The organism is Devosia sp. Root635 (assembly GCF_001427605.1).
Lineage (GTDB): Bacteria > Pseudomonadota > Alphaproteobacteria > Rhizobiales > Devosiaceae > Devosia.
Genome location: NZ_LMGZ01000020.1, coordinates 26,203 through 44,392, shown reverse-complemented (window position 1 = coordinate 44,392; position 18,190 = coordinate 26,203). Strand labels below are relative to the sequence as shown.

13 protein-coding genes are annotated in these 18,190 nt (G+C 63.7%); 1 reads left to right on the top strand and 12 read right to left on the bottom strand.

All coding sequences use genetic code 11. From position 1 onward, the window contains the following. Positions 1-10: 10 nt before the first annotated feature. From ASD80_RS13175 to ASD80_RS13160, 4 genes are all read right to left on the bottom strand, one after another. Complete coding sequence (locus ASD80_RS13175) at positions 11-3,223, bottom strand: alpha-mannosidase (RefSeq protein ID WP_056233580.1); 3,213 nt, start codon at positions 3,221-3,223, stop codon at positions 11-13. After that, complete coding sequence (locus tag ASD80_RS13170; protein ID WP_056233578.1) at positions 3,220-4,032, bottom strand: carbohydrate ABC transporter permease; 813 nt, start codon at positions 4,030-4,032, stop codon at positions 3,220-3,222. Before ASD80_RS13170 ends, ASD80_RS13175 begins: the two co-directional genes overlap by 4 nt. Next, positions 4,032-4,922 (bottom strand): carbohydrate ABC transporter permease, encoded by an 891-nt coding sequence (locus tag ASD80_RS13165; protein WP_056233577.1) that lies wholly within the window; start codon positions 4,920-4,922, stop codon positions 4,032-4,034. The genes ASD80_RS13170 and ASD80_RS13165 overlap by 1 nt, the downstream gene beginning before the upstream one ends. A 347-nt stretch (positions 4,923-5,269) precedes the next feature. Continuing rightward, complete coding sequence (locus ASD80_RS13160; RefSeq protein WP_056233575.1) at positions 5,270-6,586, bottom strand: extracellular solute-binding protein; 1,317 nt, start codon at positions 6,584-6,586, stop codon at positions 5,270-5,272. A gap of 284 nt (positions 6,587-6,870) precedes the next feature. Between ASD80_RS13160 and ASD80_RS13155 the strand changes: the two genes are divergently transcribed. Next, entirely contained in the window at positions 6,871-7,908 is a 1,038-nt protein-coding gene (locus ASD80_RS13155) for a LacI family transcriptional regulator (RefSeq protein WP_056233573.1), read from the top strand. Here the strand turns inward: ASD80_RS13155 and ASD80_RS13150 are convergent. The 8 genes from ASD80_RS13150 to ASD80_RS13115 form a co-directional block, all read right to left on the bottom strand. Then, positions 7,905-8,831, bottom strand: coding sequence for a LysR family transcriptional regulator (locus ASD80_RS13150; protein WP_162247360.1), 927 nt, complete (start codon positions 8,829-8,831; stop codon positions 7,905-7,907). The two genes, ASD80_RS13155 and ASD80_RS13150, sit on opposite strands and share 4 nt — an antisense overlap. A gap of 28 nt (positions 8,832-8,859) precedes the next feature. Continuing rightward, positions 8,860-9,474: a flavin reductase family protein gene (locus ASD80_RS13145; RefSeq protein ID WP_056233920.1), complete on the bottom strand. Its 615-nt coding sequence runs from the start codon at positions 9,472-9,474 to the stop codon at positions 8,860-8,862. Then, on the bottom strand, positions 9,474-10,826 hold the full coding sequence (locus tag ASD80_RS13140; protein WP_056233569.1) for a lyase family protein: 1,353 nt from the start codon (positions 10,824-10,826) through the stop codon (positions 9,474-9,476). The genes ASD80_RS13145 and ASD80_RS13140 overlap by 1 nt, the downstream gene beginning before the upstream one ends. After that, a complete protein-coding gene (locus ASD80_RS13135; protein WP_056233567.1) occupies positions 10,823-12,655 on the bottom strand; it encodes an ABC transporter ATP-binding protein in 1,833 nt (610 codons plus the stop codon). The genes ASD80_RS13140 and ASD80_RS13135 overlap by 4 nt, the downstream gene beginning before the upstream one ends. 2 nt (positions 12,656-12,657) lie before the next feature. Further along, positions 12,658-13,566: an ABC transporter permease gene (locus ASD80_RS13130; RefSeq protein WP_056233565.1), complete on the bottom strand. Its 909-nt coding sequence runs from the start codon at positions 13,564-13,566 to the stop codon at positions 12,658-12,660. Then, on the bottom strand, positions 13,563-14,480 hold the full coding sequence (locus ASD80_RS13125) for an ABC transporter permease (RefSeq protein WP_056233563.1): 918 nt from the start codon (positions 14,478-14,480) through the stop codon (positions 13,563-13,565). The genes ASD80_RS13130 and ASD80_RS13125 overlap by 4 nt, the downstream gene beginning before the upstream one ends. 54 nt (positions 14,481-14,534) lie before the next feature. Next, positions 14,535-16,067: an ABC transporter substrate-binding protein gene (locus ASD80_RS13120; RefSeq protein WP_056233561.1), complete on the bottom strand. Its 1,533-nt coding sequence runs from the start codon at positions 16,065-16,067 to the stop codon at positions 14,535-14,537. Positions 16,068-16,271: 204 nt separating this feature from the next. Beyond that, positions 16,272-18,182 (bottom strand): glycoside hydrolase family 127 protein, encoded by a 1,911-nt coding sequence (locus ASD80_RS13115; protein WP_056233559.1) that lies wholly within the window; start codon positions 18,180-18,182, stop codon positions 16,272-16,274. Positions 18,183-18,190: the final 8 nt, after the last annotated feature.

Below are 18,190 nucleotides of genomic sequence, written 5' to 3'. Positions count from 1 at the left end.
GAAGGCCTCCTCAGATTTCGATCAGCAGCGTTGATATCTCGAAGGGTCGCAGCGACAGGGTGACGCCATTGTCCTTGAGTTCCAATGGCTTGCTGTCGCCCTCCTCCATCAGGTTGACTGACCGGACCGACTTGACGGGGATGCCGAAGCGGATGGTCGCCTCGGCGCGGATATTGGCGTGCTCGAAGAGGCGCAGCACCACGGCATCGGACTTTTCGGCCTTCTTGACCGTTTCCAGCGTCACGTTGGACTGGTCGGCGCTGGCAAAGCTGAAGCTGGCGAATTCCGCGGCCGGACTGCTCGCATGCTTGAGCGAGCCAATCACGGCCACCGGATTGTTGAAGCGCTCGGCGGCGCGATGCACGTCGGCGAGGTCGGCCACTCCGTCATGCACGAAGAGCGCATAGCGCAGGCGATGCTCGCCCAGGTCGGCATCGGGGCTGGGGAAAGTCGAGCCGCGCACCAGGGTCAGCCGCACCGATTGCTCAAGGCAATCATAGGCATACTTGCAATCATTGAGCAGGGCGACCCCGAAGTCGGATTCGCTCAGGTCTACCCAGCGATGCATCGAGGCCTCGAAGCGGGCCTTGTCCCAACTGGTGTTGCGATGGGTCGGACGCTTGACATGACCGAACTGGATTTCCGCACGGATTTCCGAGGTGTTGAGGTCGAAGGGGAACTGCGCCTTGAGCACCGTCTGGCGCTCCTGCCAGTCGATAAAGGTATCGAATTCCACCTGCCGCGCGCCTGATGCCAGCGAGATGACCTGCACGACTTTCGAGGCCTGGTAACTCCGCTCGATGCGGATGGCCGCACGATGCGGGCCGGTTTCTACTACTGCTATCAAGGCTTTGCCATCAGCCAGCGGCCAGAACTGTTCCTCGAAATATCGGTCGATATCCCAGGCGTCCCAGTTCATTGGCTTGTCTTCGTAGGCGATGAGCCGATTGGCTTTTTCGCCCGCCGCCAGAGTCTCGCGATGGCGCGTCTTGTCGAAGACCGAGGTGATTTCGCCCGCCTTGTCGAAGGTGATTTTCAGCAGCTCGTTTTCGAGGTGCTTTTCGGAAACCGAGAGGCTCGACGTGCTGTTGACGGCGCCGCCGGCGACAACTTGTCCCCCGGTCCAGCCGAGGGGAGACATGTCGGATACCGGGGCGGCGAAGCTGACGGACCCATCGGCGGACACCAGCTTCTGGATTGGCGCGACCCCTGAACTGGTCGCCAGCGAGGCACCGGCAAGCTCTGCGGTTTCCTGCGCTTTTCCTGCGAGCTGCACGAGTCCCGCTCGTGTCTGGCCGGTGAAGTTGAACAGGCGGAGCTGATCGGCCCCCGGTTTGGCGAAGGCCTGGGCGGCAGAATGCCAGGGACCGTTCTGCGAACCGAGCGTCGAGAAGATCTGGCCATACTCGTTGTCGCTGTCGACATAGACCTCGGGGATCGAGGTGCCGGGCAGGATATCGTGGAACTGGTTGATGAGGACCAGTTCCCAGAACTCGGCGAGCGTGTCCGCCGGATACGGCGCGCCAGACTGGGTCAACGCCATGGCGCCGAGGAATTCCAGCTCGCGCAGCAGCCGCTCGGCGCGACGGTTGTTGGCCTTGTTCTTGGCCACCGAGGTCAGCGTGCCACGATGATATTGCAGGTAAAGCTCACCATTCCATGTGGGGAAGCGGTTGCCCCTGGCGTCCATCGCCTTGCCGAGACGGTCGAGGAAGGGAACGATGCCTTCGAGCTTGACGCGGGGGGCGCCGGGAATGCCGCGTTCAAGGCGGATGCCGCGCTCGATCATGGCTCGGGTCGGGCCGCCGCCGCCATCGCCATAACCATAGGACATGACGACTTCATCATGCACCGCCTTGGGCTCGTAGCGCTTCCAGGCGCCCATGGTCTCGCTGACCGAAAGATCGCCATTATAGGTGGTAAAAATCTGCTCGCTTTCGAGCCGCTGGGCCGTGATGAGCTGGGCCTTGGTAACGGTGCCGTCGATGCCGCGCCAGTGGAAACTGTCATAGGGGAAACGGTCGGTATCGTTCCAGCTCAGCTTGGACGTGACGAAATATTTGAGGCCGGATTTGTCCATCACCTGCGGCAGGTTGGCCGAATAGCCGAAGGTGTCGGGCAGCCAGACCGTCTTGGGATCGACGCCGAAATGCTCGAGATGGAAACGCCGGCCGCGCATGATCTGGCGGACGAGGCTTTCTCCCGAGACGATGTTGACGTCGGGCTCCACCCACATGGCGCCTTCTATCTCGAACTGGCCGGATTTCACCCGCGCGACGAGGCGGTCCCACAGCTCCGGATAGTCCTTCTTCAGGAAGTCGAAGAGCACCGACTGGTTATACATGAAGACAAATTCGGGGTACTCCTCCATCAGGTTGAGCACCGTGGCGAAGGAGCGGCCGGTCTTGTCGCGCGTATGCATGACGCGCCACAGCCAGCCCACATCGAGATGGGTCGAGCCGACGGCCGTGATCTGCGGCTGGTTCTCGGTATCGACCAGCTTGTAGATTTCCGTTGCTATCTTCTCGGCAGCGCCCAGCGAGGCGGCGAAGGCCTCGCTATGGCCGCCGCGTCGGTCCAGCGCGCGCAACGCGCGGTCCACTATGGCGAGGATGGCATGGCGGCGCGGATCGGACTGGTGCAGGCGGATAGCGACGTCCAATGGGGTCTGCAAGTCGTAATAGAGCTTTTCGGCCCTCTCGTTGCGCACGAAGAACTCCACCGTGAAGCCGACCAAAGGCCGGTCGAAGAAAGTGAAGGCATTGACCAGCAGGACATGCTTGCTGCCCGGCTTGGCTTTGCGCTCGATGACCAACTCGGTGTGGTTGCCATCCAGCGCCTGAGCGATCTTGCCGTCGAGATAGGCGAGGCATTGCGGGTCGGTGGAGCCCGGCCGGTCCTGCCACTGGCTGGTGAATTTGAGCACCAGCGTCTGGCCCGCTGCCGCCTCGGGCACGTCGACTTCGGCGGCAAACCAGGTATGGCCCTGCTTCTTGGCCCAGACCGAATGAGGGCCGAACTCTTCCCAGGTGCGCCAGTCATCGGCGAGGGCCGCCGCCGTGGTCGTATCGGCGCGCAGCACATGCCACTGGAACGGCGCATCGGCGATGGGCGTCAGGATTTTCTTCTCCAGGTCGGCGCAGAGCCGCAGGAGTTTCCCTTCCATCTTGAGGTCATCGTCCAGCAGGCCCAGTTTGGACGAAAGGGGGTTGGAATAGGTCATCCTTTGACTCCGACACCGGCGAACCCTGTGTTCATGTTGCGCCGTAACAAGAAATACACGCCGACCGCCGGCGCAGCGTAGATAATGGAAAAGGCCGTGAGGAACCCGTAATTGATGGCGCCCTGCTGGCCGAAGGCCGCGTAAAGCCCGACCGACATGGGAAAGGCATCCTGCACGCGGGCGAAGATCAGCGGCAGCAGGAACTCGTTCCAGGCACCGGTAAAGCTGTAGAACCAGACCACGGCGATGCCGGCCCGCGACATGGGCAGCACGATCTTCGTGATGATCTGAAGCAGGCTCGCGCCTTCGACATAGGCCGCCTCCTCAAGCTCGATCGGCACGGTGTCGAAGAAATTCTTCAGCAGCAGCAAGGTAAACGGCAGGTTGAGCACGGTCAGCGCGATGATGACGCCGAGCTGGTTGAGCAGGCCCGAGCGCTGCGCGGCGAAATAAAGCGGCACCAGCACGCCGGCCGAAGGCAGCATGCGCAGCAGCACCAGCGTCCAGAGGAAGGCATTGCGGCCGGGAATACGCAGCCGCGACAGCGGATAGGCCGCCGAAATGCCGACAATGACACTGAGTGTCGCCGTGCCGGCAGCGATCAGCATGGAATTGATGAATTGCCGTCCGGCATTGCCGCTGACCGCCAGCGCGAAATTGTCGAGCCCGACGGCGCGCGGAATTTCCAGTTGCCCGGTAGAGAGCGGGTTGAAGGCATTGAGGAAGAGCCAGGAAAACGGGCTGATCCAGATGACGGCCATGAAGGCCAGGGCAATGGCTGTGGTGCGCGACGGGCCGGTGGATTCCATTATTTCGGCTCCCGCAGCATGCGCAGATAGACCAGCGACAACAGGCCGACAATGAGCAGCATGGCCACCGAAATGGCGCTGCCGAAGCCAAGATTGCCGCGCGAAAAGCTCTGATTGTAGAGGAACACCGCCAGCACCTGGGTCTGGCCGCCCGGGCCGCCACCGGTCATGGCGAAAATCAGCGGGAAATAGGTGAAGGTCCAGATGGTGATGAACAGCATATTGGTGGCGATATGCGGCCTGATGATCGGCAGCTGCACCAGCCAGATGCGCTGGAATGGGGTCGCCCCATCGACCTTGGCCGCCTCGACCACTTCACGCGATACCGAATCCAGCGCCGCCGAGAACAGCAGGTAGGACCAGGCCGTGCCCTTCCAGATATTGGCGATGGTGACGATCGGCAGGGCATATTCGTTGATGAAATTGATCGGGGGAAAGCCCAGCGGCACGATGATGAGCTGGTTGATCAGCCCGGTCTGGCTGGTGGTGGCCGACCACAGAAAGGCCGCCACGATATCGGGCAGCAGCCAGCCCAGCATGATGCAGACCTCGACCACGCTGCGAATGCTGGATTGTGTTCCGCGCAGCAAGGCCGCCAGCAGGAAACCCAGCACCGACTGGCCGACAATGGCCGAGAAGAAGACGAAAATAACCGTGGTCCAGAGGGATTCGAGGAAGCCGCGGCGGGTGAACAGCCGTTCGAAATTCTGCAGGCCGACCCAGCTCCATTCCACCGACTTGCGGCCCACAAGCGCCAGATCGGTAAAGCTGAAGGCGAAGGCCCAGGCCGTGAAATAGAGCAGCGCGCCGATGAGTATGGCGGCCGGCAAAAGCCCCAGGCCGAGGACGAACAGATTGCTGGTGAGCCAGGGATTGGCCTGGTTTTTCATGGGCTATTCTCGCTCAGTGCCGTTCCTCCCCTTGCGGGGAAGGGTATTCAGTCAAGCGCTTCGTTCCTGCCCCGGGGAGGGATTGAGGGAGGGGGTCGTTCAGCGGCCCGCAAGTCCACCCCCACCCCAGCTCTGCCACGGCCCTTCGGGCCTGGCGACGCTACCCTCCCCTCAAGGGGGAGGGGGGCGCAAACTCATACATCTACAACGACCACGCCCCGTCACGGCGGCACCCGGAGGACAGTGGGCGCCGCCGCGTCGGGAGGTGCCATTCGAGCATGGCTCTCATGGCCTTCTTGCCTCAGATCGCTCCACTGGAGCGATCTGCCCTTCGGGACGGCTCGAAGTTATTCGTAGGTGATGACATTCTCTTCGCCGAATTCATCGACCAGGGCATCGTGATAGCTCTGGGCGACCTCATCGACGCTGGCGCCATCGAGCAGGTCGGACGTGGCCTGCTGCACGAGGGCCGAGACGGTCTGATAGCCGGGAATGGTGTCGCGGCCCGTCGTCGTGGCGGCGAGCTTGGTCGCCTCGGCCAGGAATGGATCGGCGGTATATTCGGCGCTGTCCGAAATATCGGTCCGCACGGCCATGCGATGATTGGCCAGAGTCCATTCCTTGAAGTTGGCTTCATCGAAGATGGTGGTGATCAGCTTGAACGCCATGTCCTTGTCGGCGGCATTGGCATTGACGCCCAGGGTCCAGCCACCGGAAATGTTGGTCGTGGTCATGGCGCCCGGCTCGCCAGAGCCAGGGAACGGCGTCCAGGCGACCTGCGCATCGCGGTCCGCACGGCTGGGAGGATTGTTGCAATCCCACAGGCACGCATCTTCCCATGAACCGGAGGCCAGGATGCCCAGCTTGTCGTCGGCAAGGGCCTGGCGCACCGCGGCGCCGATATCGGTGGCGTAGTTGAGATCGGCCGGGTTCAGCTCCTGCTCCACATAGACCTGGTGGTAGAGGTCGAAGACGCGACGAAGCGCCGGGCTGTCGCCGATCCACTGGTTGGTATCGCGCTTGAGCAGGCGATTGCGATCGCCATCCGGAACGTCGGCGCCCAGCAGGGCCATGTAGAAGCCCTGCATGGTGGTCGCTTCACCCTGCTTGATGCCAGCGGGCAACTGGAAGGGGTATTGGACGCCCGCTTCCTTGAGCTTGGTGGCGGCGTCGAGAATATCGGCCCAGGTCTTGGGCTGCCATGGCGTGGCAATGCCGGCCTTCTCGAAATTGGAGAGATCATACCACAGCATGCGGACGTCAGTATCGGTGGGCAGGGCGTAGACCTCGCCCTGATAGGAGGCCACTTCGAGCAGGCCGGGCAGGTAGTACTGGAACTGATCCCAGCCGGCGGCGAGTTCGCCCAGCGGAGCCAGATACCCCGCGGCGGCCAATTCGCTGACCATGAAGCTGTCGACCAGGCTCACGTCGGCGGCGGTGCCGGCCGCCAGGTCGAGCGCGATGCGCTGGTCATAGCCCTGGCCGGGCAGCTTGATGGCGTTGACGGTCTCGCCGGTCTCGGCCTCGAAATCGGCAATGCCCGACTCGATCAGCGAGCCGAAGGCTTCGATATACATGATCGACACTTCAGCCCTTGCGGGGATCGCGGCGGCGGCCACGAGCGACACGGCGGCCACGGTGGTCAGAAAACCTCGTTTGAGCATCAACTCCTCCTCTGCTGCTCGCGCTGCCTCTGGTCGGGCAGCCTTGCGCCGGAACCCTCATCCGAAACGCGGCCCGAGATAAACACATGTTATGCAACGTTGCAATTCTGAATCGTATTGCGGCAGCTATCGTGACATTATGCAAATTTTCATGTTATTTATCAGCGTATTGGCGATCTTAAATCGTTTCAAAAGGATTAATGGGTGCTATGTATCGTTGCAAAATTTGGCCTGTTTGGTTTCCGTGCCGACCGGTGTAGAAACGGGTGGGGGAAGCAGGACGCATGAGCAGCAAGACCATATCGGGCGGCAATGGCAGGGGGGCGGGAAGCCAGCGGGTTACCCTGCGCACCATCGCGGAGGTGACGGGGCTGAGCCTGTCCACGGTGTCGCTGTCACTGCGCGGCGGCACCACGCTGAAGCAGGAGACCCGCGACAAGGTGGCCGAGGCGGCCAAGGCGCTGGGCTATATTCCCGACCGCGCCGGCGTGCGCCTGCGCACCGGCAAGACCAATGTCATCGCGCTGGTGCTCGACGGCGCCGAAGATTCGATCGATTTCGCCCGGCAGATGATCCAGGGCATCGGCCATGCCATCAGGGGCACGCGCTATCACCTGACGGTCATTCCCGAATTCGAGCGCAATCTCAGCGCCGACACGATCCGCTACATTCTCGACAACCGCACGGCCGACGGCGTCGTCATTACCCATACCGGCCCGCGCGACCGGCGCGTGCAGATGATGATCGATGCGGATTTTCCCTTTGTCAGCCACGGCCGCACCGAATTCTATACGCCGCACCCCTATCACGACTTCCATTCCGAGGTATTTGCTGCCCTGGCCGTGGAACGGCTGGCCAGCAAGGGCTGCAAGCAGGTTATGCTGGTGATCGGCGACGACAGCACCACCAACTACCACAACATCGTCACCGCCTTTCACCGGGCGACGGCGCGCGCCGGCATCGAGGCCCGCATTCTCGAAGGCACGCAGGGGCTGACGCCGGCCGAAATGCGCAAGATCGGGCTCGACCTGGCGGCGGAGACCCAGCGGCCGGACGGCATTATCTGCGACAGCGAGATGCGTACCATCGCGCTGGTCGGTGGATTGCAGGAGAGCGGGCTGGTGGTGGGGCGGGACCTGCACCTGATCTACAAGCAGACCTCGGGCATCCTGCCCACGCTGTTCCCCGATCTCGACAGCATCCGCGAGGATGTGTTTGCCGCTGGCACCGAACTCACCCGGCTGCTGATGAAGCGGATCGAGGGTGCCGAGGCGGAAAGCCTGCAGACCATGGCCGAACCACAGCCGCACTGGCGCAGCTAGATCAGGCGCAGCATGGCGCCGGCCTGACGGCGGCCGGTCTCGGCGCGGATGAAATCGCGCATGGCCTCGATGAACTGGCCGCTGCGGGCCGGCCGGGGGCCATTGGGATGGATCGTGGCGTAGGTGATCCACTTTTCGATGGCCAGGGGTTTGAGCAACAGCGGTTCGTCATCGGCGATGCGGCCGCAGATGCAATCCACCACCGTCAGGCCGGCGCCGTCGCGGACGAGGCTCTTGACCACCGGAGTCGACGTCGTTTCGAGGTGGATTTCGGGCATGAGGCCGGAAGCCGAGAAGATGTCGTCCAGGCGTTCGCGCCAGCGCTGCCCCTTGGTCAGTGCCACGATGGGGTGCCTGGCCAGCTCGTCGATGGTAATTTCGGCGTGCCCGGCCAGCGGGTGGTCGGTTCGCATCAGCACGCCGAGGCGCGTTTCGAGGAAAGGCTCGATGGTGAGATCGAGAATGCCATTCTCGATCGGCAGCGAGATCACGCCGACATTGTAGGCGCGCGCGGCGACCTTGCTTTCAAGATCGAACCGCGTCTCGACATTGATGACGCATTCAAAGGCCGCGTCGCGCTGCTGCATGAGCGCCAGCGAGGGCGAGATCAGTCCCATGGCCAGCGGCGCCGCCGTCACCAGGCTCAGCAGTTCATTGGTCTGGGCGCGGATTTCGGCGGCGATAAGCTCCATCTCGTCGAGGCCGCGCAGGATATGCTCGGTCTGCCGGTAGAAGCGGTCGCCTTCCTCGGTCAGTTCGAGCCGGCGCTTGGAGCGGGAGAACAGGGTGAGCTTGAGCTCGGATTCGAGCAGCGACAGCAGGCGGCTGGCGGCCGAGGGCGATATATTGAGGTCAAGCGAGGCCTGGGCGAGCGACCCTGTCGTCACCACCCGGCGGAAAATCCTGAGCGAGCGCAAATTCACCGGGCACCTCCCGCAGACCGTTGCAGTCCTAGCGTCCCGGCCGCAGCATTTCAAATGTCTCGCCGGCCTCGACATAGTCGCCGCGATAGCCGCAGCGGGCGATGGTCCGGGCGCGGGTGATATCGAACAGGCCATCGACCAGGCAGGACTGATTGATGTGAACCTGCACCACCTGCCCGATGACCAGATGGGTATCGACCGGCGCGCCGTCTGCGTCGGTGAGCTGCTGCACCTGCACCAGCCGGCATTCCATGGCCGCGGCCACCCCGGCAACCCGCGGCGGCGCGACCTTTGTCGATGGCGTCCTGTCGAGGCCCGCCAGCACGAATTCATCGATATGGGGCGGATGGGGCGCCGAGGTCTGGTTGACGGCTTCGGCCAGGTCGCGCGTCGCCAGGTTGAAGACGAATTCGCGGGTCGCTTCGATATTGCGCACCGTGTCCTTGCGGCCTTCGCTGCCGAAGATGAGGATGGGTGGCCTGTGGCTGAAGATGTTGAAATAGCTGTAGGGCGCCAGATTGGCTATGCCCGCGCTATCCAGCGAGGAAATCCAGCCGATGGGCCGCGGCGCGACGATGGCCTTTATCGGATCGTGTGGCAGGCCGTGGCCCAGGGCCGGGTCGAAGGAATGATAGGTGGTCATCACCCCGGCCATGCCTCCGACCGGGACCGGATTGCGCTGGCGGTGGCGGTGGCAAGCGAGGCAGCCTTGCGCGCGATGGCGACGCTATCGCCCAGATAGTGCGCGGGGACCAGCGCCGCCTCCATTTCGGTCCGGCTCATCGCGCCGCTGACCAGGCTGTTTTCGAGAAGGCTATCGGCAAGGCTGGCGGCGTCGCTGTGGAGGACGGCGTGATGCACCACATCATGCGCCACGGTCCTGCCGAGCTTGTGCGCGAGCAGCATCATCAGCTTCTCGCTGGCGATGACGCTGGCATTGAGATCGAGATTTTGCGCCATGCTGGCGGCGTGGACTTCGATATTGGCCAGGGTGGTCTCCAGCCGCTCGGCCAGCTCCCAGGCCAGGGCCGAGGCGCTTTCGATGGTGCTCGACATCAACTGGTTGCTGGCCGCGTCGCCTTCGTGGGCCGGCATGCCCGCCTCAAGGGCCGGGGTGACCTTGGAGCGCAGATGAGCGGCGGTCGACACCAGATGCACGACATGCTTGGGATTGACCTTGTGCGGCATGGTGGAGCTGCCGACGACCTCGATGCCGAGGGTTTCGCTGACTTCGCCGACCTCGTCGGCCATGAGGCGATAAAGTTCGGAACCGATGCGGCCCACACTCATGCCGAACAGAGCCAGACAGGCCACGTATTCGGCCTGGCCGTCGAGCGAGACGCGATCGGGAACCAGCACCGGAGTCAGGTTGAGGCGGCGGGCAATGGCGGCGTTGAGGGCTTCGCCCTTGCCCTCGAAGGAGTGCATGGCGCCGATGGCGCCGCCGAAATGCAGGGCGAAGACGCGCTTTTCGGTCGACAGGAACCGCTCGTTCTGGCGCGCCAGTTCCTCGATCCAGCCGGCCACCTTGAAGCCGAAGGTCATGGGCAGGGCCTGGCGGTGATTGGTGCGCCCCACCATGGCAGTTTCGGCATGCTGGTCGGCCAGCGCTGCAAGCCGGTCGATGGCGCCGGCCAGCGCGGTGAGCATGGCCTGGTGGGAACGGCGGACCAGCAGCAGCCTTCCGGTGGACATGATGTTCTGCGTGGTGCCGCCCCAATGCACGAACCGGCCGGCCTCGCCACAGATGTCGGACAGCGCCCGCACCAGCGACACGATGGGGGCCATGGTTTCGGCCACCGAGAGTTCGAGTTCGGCCGTGTCGAAATTGTCCAGCCTGGCCTTGCTCGCGATCTGGTCGGCCGCCCATTGCGGGATCATGCCGATCTCGGCCTGGGCCAGCGCCATGGCCGCTTCCACATCGAGCCAGGTCTGCCACAGATTGGCGCGGGAGAAGACGGTCTGGGGCGTGATCATGGTTTCGCCGGCACTCACTGGTTGTTGCTCCCGGCGGCGGCCAGTTCGGGCACTGAGGAAAGGAGGAGCCTGGTGTAATCATGCTCGGGCGCGCGCAGGATCTTGCGGGCCTCGCCCATTTCCACGATCCTGCCCTGGTGCATGACGGCGATCCGCGAGGCGACCTGGTGCACGACGGCGATATTGTGGGTGATGAGCAGGTAGGTCAGGCCGAGATCCTGCTGCAGGTCGGCCAGCAGGTTGAGAATCTGGGCCTGCACCGAAACGTCGAGCGCCGAGGTGGGCTCGTCGCAGACCAGCAGAGCCGGCTTCATGATGAGGGCGCGGGCAATGGCCACGCGCTGGCGCTGCCCGCCCGACATCTGGCTGGGATAATTGTTGAGGACGCGCTCGGGCAGGCCCACGCGGGTCATGACATCCAGCACCGCCTGCTTGCGCGAAGCGGTGTCGCCGATGCGATGCACATCGAGCGGCCGGGCGATGATCTGCGCGATGGTGTGGCGCGGATTGAGCGAAGAGTAGGGGTCCTGGAAGATCGGCTGCATCAGGCGGGCGCGCTTGCGCGCATCCATGGCGTTGACCGGCTCGCCATCGAGCAGGACGTCGCCGCCATCGGCCGGGCTCAGGCCAAGCAGGATCTTGGCGAGGGTGGTCTTGCCCGACCCCGATTCACCGACCAGCGCAAAGGTCTCGCCGCGCCGTATCTGCAGCGACACGGCATCGAGGGCATGGAGCGTCCTGGTCTTGCCGAAGAGGCCCTTCCTGTCGCGGTAGAATTTGTGGATGCCGCGCGCCTCGATCAGCGCCGGCCCCGTTTCCACCATTGGCGGCGACATTTCTTCATTGGGCTGGGCCGGCGGGAGGGTGTCGATCTCGTCGGGCGACAGGATGCAGTTGTAGCTGCGCTGGCCATCGCCCTGGATTGGCGGACGCTGGGTGCGGCAGATGTCGCGGACATGGGCGCAGCGCGAGGAAAAGACGCAGAAGTCGACCTCGCCCAGCAGCGCCGGCACGATGCCGGGAATGGCGCCCAGCCGGCGCGGCGTGCCGTCCATCCTGGGCACGCAGGCCAGCAGGCCGCGCGTATAGGGGTGCATGGGGTTGGCGAGCACCTCGTGGCACGGCCCTTTTTCGACGATCTCGCCGCCATACATCACCGCCACCTTGTCGACGGTCGAGGCGACCACGGCCAGGTCGTGGGTGATGAGGATCATCGCCATGCCGAATTCGCGGCGGAGTTCGGCCAGCAATTCCATGATCTGGGCCTGTACCGTGACGTCCAGAGCGGTGGTCGGCTCGTCGGCAATGATGAGTTCAGGCTCGTTCATCAGCGCCATGGCGATCATCACCCGCTGGCGCTGTCCGCCGGACAGCTGGTGCGGATATTGGTCGAGCCGGCCGACGGGGTCGGGTATGCCCACCCGCTCCAGCAGTTCGATGGCGCGGGCGCGCGCCACCTTGGGCGAGAGGCCGGCAAACTGCACGGCCGCCTCGGTCAACTGCCTGCCGATGGAATAGACCGGATTGAGCGAGGTCATCGGCTCCTGGAAGATCATGGAAATCTTCTGCCCGGCGATGGAATGGGCGAATTCCCGGTCATTGGCCGTGTCTATGGCCACGCCGTCCAGCGCGATGGCATTGGCCCGCAACCGCGCGACGCGCGGCAAGAGCCGCATCAACGCCAGGGCGGTCATCGACTTGCCCGAGCCCGATTCCCCGACAATGCCGATGGCTTCGCCGGCCTTGAGATCGAAACTGGTGCCGCGCACGGCCTTGAGGTCGCCGACCGCGGTGTGGAGGACGACTTCGAGGTCATCGACGCTGAGGATGGTGCGTTTGTCGAGCATGGTCAGTTCCTCCCCTGCGGCGAGGTGATGTCGCGCAGGCCATCGCCCAGCAGGTTGGCGCCGATCACCAGCAGGAACAGCGACACGCCGGGCAGAATGACCAGCCACGGTCGGTAGAACAGGGCCTGCTTGCCCTCGGCGATCATCAGGCCCCAGGACGGGGTGGGCGGCTGGATGCCGACGCCCAGGAAGGACAAAGAGGATTCGGCCAGGATCGAAATGCCCAGCTCGAAGGTGAAGATGACGATGATCTGGCTGGAGAGGTTGGGCAGGATTTCGGTGCGCAGGATCTGCCAGCGCGTGGCGCCCATCGCCCTGGCGGCGGCCACGAAGTCCTGTGATCGCAGGCGCTGCGTCGCGGAGCGCGTGACCACGAGGAAATAGGTCCAGTGCAGCACGCCGATAATGCCGATCACCACCCAGACCGACGGGCCGATGATGAAGACCAGCGCCATGGCCAGCAGCAGGCCGGGAAGGGCCAACTGGGCGGTGAGCAGGAAGCTGACCGAATGATCGACCCAGCCGCCGAAATAGCCGGCGCAGACGCCCAGCGTCACGCCGATCATCATGCCGATCAGCGCGGCGCCGAAGCCGATGGTGAGCGAGACGCGGGCACCGTAGATGAGCCGGCTGAGATAGTCGCGGCCGACCTGGTCGGTGCCCAGCAGATAATCCCAGTTGCCACCCTCGGCCCAGACGGGCGGCAACAGCCGGTGGGGCAAGGATTGCGCGAAGGGATCGTGCGGCGCCAGCCACGGGGCCAGCAGGGCGACGAGGATGAGCGTGCCGACAATGACGACGCCGGCAATGAAGCCCTTGTGCTCAAGGGCCCGGCGCAGCATCAGCGCGCGGGGCGTGGGGGTTTTCGCCTCCGAGGCGGCGGGCAGGTCGGCTGGCGTGGAGATGGTCATGTGATGCGGATCCTCGGATCGAGCGCTGCATTAAGCAGGTCGGCCAGCAGATTCATGAGCACGAAGATGAGGGCGAAGATGAAGATCAGCATCTGCACCGTTGGAATGTCGGAGCCCAGGATCGACTGCAGCGCCAGCCGGCCGAGGCCATTGATGGCGAAGACGCTTTCGGTGATCACCGAGCCGCCGAATTTCTGGCCGAGTTGCACGGCCAAGACGCTCACCACGGGCAGCAGTGCATTGCGCATGGCGTGGCGCCGGAGCAGGGCAAAGCCGCGATAGCCCTTGGAACGGGCGGTGCGGATATAGTCGGATTCCATGACTTCGATCAGCCCGGTGCGGGTCAGCCGCATCACGGCGGGGACTGAACTGGCCCCCAGCACGAAGGCGGGCATGACGAAATGCTGCCAGGAGCTGTCGCCGGAAATCGGCAGGATGGGGAGCATGACTCCCAGGAGGATGATCAGCATCAGGCCGAGCCAGAAGCTGGGTATGGCCTGGGCCGATACGGCGAAGGTGAGGGCCAGGCGGTCGGCCCAGGAATTGGGCCGCAAGGCGGCGATGGCCCCGAGCGGGATGGCGATGACGATGGTGACCATGAGCGCCGACAGCGCCAGAGCGATGGTCACCGGCGCGCGTTCGAGCACCAGGACGGCCACATCCTTGTTCCAGTAGTAGCTCTCGCCGAAATCGCCGCGGGCGACGCCGCCCAGCCATTCGAAATAGCGCACGAAGACGGGCCGGTCGAAGCCGTAGGTCTGCCTGATCTGCTCGACGATCTCGGGGGTGGCATCCTCGCCGGCCAGGGCCGAGGCGGGGTCCGTCGCATAGTTGAGCAGCATGAACGTGGCGAAGGAGACGACCAGCGCCACGGCAAGCGCCAGCGCGGCCCGCTGCAGGATGTATTTGAGCATAGCATCAATCCCTGTTCGGGCCGGCGCCGGGCCGGCCCGATGTTTGGAACAAGCCTATTTCCAGCTTGCCGAATAGAGACGCGGCAGGCCATCCGCATTGAGCGGGAAATTCAGTTCCGAATTGATCAGATAGTTGACCGAATAGGTCACCAGCGGAACCCAGTAGGCTTCATCGGCGATGATGGTCAGCGCTTCGGTATAGAGGCGCCGCCGCTCGTCCTGATCGCTGGTCGCCTCGGCGGCGAGGACCAGTTCGGTCAGTTTTTCGTCGCCCGACAGGTTGCGGTCGGTCGTCGCGTTGAAGTGGATATTGGCGATCAGCGCCGTATCGGCCGTGCCGCCCGAGCCCCAGGTGCCGATATAGGCCGGGATTTCCTGATTGGCACGGGCCTGGTCGAGCGAGGCCAACTGCACGTAACGCAGATTGACGTCGATGCCGATTTTTTCGAAGTCGGCGGCAACGGCTTCGGCAATGGAGCGATCGCGATAGGCCCAGAGATCGAGCGGGAAGCCATCGGGATAGCCGGCCTCGGCCAGCAATTGACGGCCCACTTCTGGATCGTAGGGATAATCCTGGATGCTGGTATCGCAGCCGAACTGTGCCGGATGGCAGGGTGTATGGATGGGCTCGGCCGAGCCGCCGACCAGATACTGGGCGATGTCGGCCTTGTTGACCGCGTGGTTCATCGCCTGGCGCACCTGGCGATTGGTCAGCGGACCATCCGGATCGGTCAATCCGGCGGCGTCCAGCACAACGAAGGACACGCGCAGATCGGGTCCCGACAGGTGCTCCACCATGGGCAGGCCCTCGACGCTCTGCGCCACATCGAGCGGCACATTGTACATCCAGTCGATGCCGCCGCTCATCAGCTCGGCCTGCTGGGTGCCGATATCGGGAATGGTGCGGATGACAATATTGTCGATCGGCACGTCGCCCTTGGGGCTGTTGGAATAGTAGCCGTCATAGCGCTCGAGCACGAGTTCCTGGCCAGGCTCGAAGCTGACGACGCGATAGGGGCCGAGGCCGACCGGCTCCAGAGCGGCCGCGTTGCGGACGACCTTGCCGTCGACGTGATAGGTGTTTTCGGGGCGGATGCTGACGCGCGTGGCCAGGTCGCGAATGGCCAGCGGGTAGTCGTTGAGCAGGTGGAAGCGGACGGTATAGTCGTCCACCACTTCCGCCGATTTCAGCCAGGTGGCATGGCCCGGTCCGGGATGGCTCTCGCTTTCGGGGTCGATGATCCAGTTATAGGTATAGGCCACGTCACGGGCGGTCAGCTTCTGGCCGTTGTGGAAGGTGACGTCGTCGCGCAGCTTCACCTCGATGGTGAGCGGATCGATATATTCGTAGCCCGTCGCGACCGCCGGCTCGAAGGCATTGGTCTCGGGATTGATCTCGAAGAGGTTCTCGTCGATCAGGTCGGCGATGATGATGTATTCGCGCTTGGTGGTGTAGTTGTAGTCGAGTTCGAGGATTTCCTCCACGAAGGCGACGCGCAGCGTGTCGTCCGCCTTGCCCGCCATGGCGGGATTGACGACAGCCGTGCCCAGCAAAGCGGCAAGCGTGATGGCTTTCAAGAAATGCATTGGCTCCTCCCTAACACTTCCGCGTAGCCTTCCCAAACTTCCGTCTGTTCCAAAAGTCGAAACATTGGAGGAATAGATGCGAAATCTCGCAGAGTCGTGCCGGATAGCGGCGTGCCTGCCGCCTTTTTCAGCAGTGCCGGACCAATGCAACTGCGTCGGCTCGCCATTGGCGGGCCGCGCGATAATGGCGGGAACCTGCCGGCCTCAGCCGGCCGCCTCCGGCATCCAGACCACCATGGAGCCCTGTTCTCGATTGGCCCAGAGATAGTAGGGAATGGCGGTGAGGCTCGAGCGGGATTCGGGAGCCGGAGAGGTCTGGTAGAGGCTGGTCCACGCGCTCTCGTCGATGGCGGACGCTTCCGCCCTGAGTGCGACTATGCCGCCGAAGAGGTCGGGACGCTCCTCGGCAGTGATCTGCGAACTGCGGGGGAGCTTGAGGCGCTGCACCCGGCCGCCGGGATTGTCGGCTTCCTCCAGGCAATAGACCAGCGGCCCCCGCTTCAGCGCCACGCGGCCGGCATCCATGATGACGCCAGGATGGGCATAGAGCCGGACTGGCGGCATGGGAAGGTCGAGGGTGACGACATCGCCCTTCGCCCAGCGCCGGTTGATGGTCAGGTAGCCGTCGACGATTTTGCCGGCATCAACCGCGGCGCCATTGACCGACACCACGGCCCCCGAAGACCAGCCCGGAATGCGCAGCTTCACATCGAACGTCGCCGGTTCTGCCGGATCGACGTGGATCCTGATATCCCCGTTCCAGGGATAGGCCGACACCTCGCGCAACGCGACCCTGATGCCGGCCACTTCAACATCCGCGGCAATGCCGCCATAGAGGTGGAAGGCGACGCCATCGGGCGCCGTTGACAGGAAATAGCCGCCCACTGACGCCACGAGGCGGCTGACATTCATCGTGCAGCAGGGGCAGGTATGCCAGTCCCAGCGCATCGGCGTGCCGTTGCTTTCGAGCGGGTTGGCGTAGAAATAATGCTCGCCGTCGCGGCTCAGCCCCGAGAGGGCGCCATTGAACATGGCCAGTTCGAGAATGTCGCCATACTTGCCGTCCAGATCGAGATGCAGCATCTGCTGGGCCCAGAAGATCAGGGCCACCGAAGCGCAGGTCTCGGCATAGGCGGTCTGGTTCGGCAGGTCGAAATCGTGGGTGAAACCTTCATTATGCGCCGACGGGCCGAGGCCCGCGGTCACATACATCTTGGTTTCCATCACATCGTCCCACAGCACCTCGCAGGCATGCTTGAGCGCGGCATCGCCGAGTTCGGCGGCGAGATTGGCCATGGCGGTATAGAGATACATGGCGCGCACGGCATGGCCGACGACCTTGTCCTGCTCGCGCACTGGCCGGTGGCTCTGGGAATATTCGTAATTGGCGAAGACGTAGCGCTGCCTGGTGTCGCCAGCCTCGCGGGCTTCGCGTTCGATGTCGAAATAGTGCGGCTGGCGGCCACGCTCGTTGATGAGGTAGGTGGCGAAATCGAGATGCTTGCGCTCGCCGGTGAGGGCATAGAGCTTCATCAGCGCCAGCTCGATTTCCTCGTGACCATCATAGCCGCGGCGCTGGTCCGGTCCGGTGCCGAAGACCGAATAGATGTGGTCGAGATAGCGCTCCATGATGTCGAGGAAGCGGCGGCGGCCGGTGGTGCGGAAATAGGCGATGGCGCCTTCCAGCAGGTGGCCGGCATTATACATTTCGTGATTGTCGCGCAGGTTGGTCCAGCGATTTTCCGGTTCGTGGCCGAGATACCAGCAGTTGAGATAGCCATCGGGCAACTGGGCCTTTTCGAGGTCGTCGATGGCGGCCTCGATTTTCGCCTCGATATCGGCATCGCGGCGATGCGCCAGGGCATAGCTGGCCGCCTCGATCCATTTGCCGACATCGCTGTCCCAGAACACCTGAACCGTGAAGCCATTGGCGTGGCGCGGAAAGCGCAGCGGCGGCGTTGGACTGGGCAGCTTGAGCGAGTCGAGAATGCCGTATTCGCCGAGCTTGCGATGCTGGCTGGGCACGGTGCGGGTCAATACAGTGTCGAGCCGCTCGCGCCAGAATTGCCCCTCCAGCCTGACGTCGGGGAATGGGACCGGGGTATAGTGTGACATGACTGGAG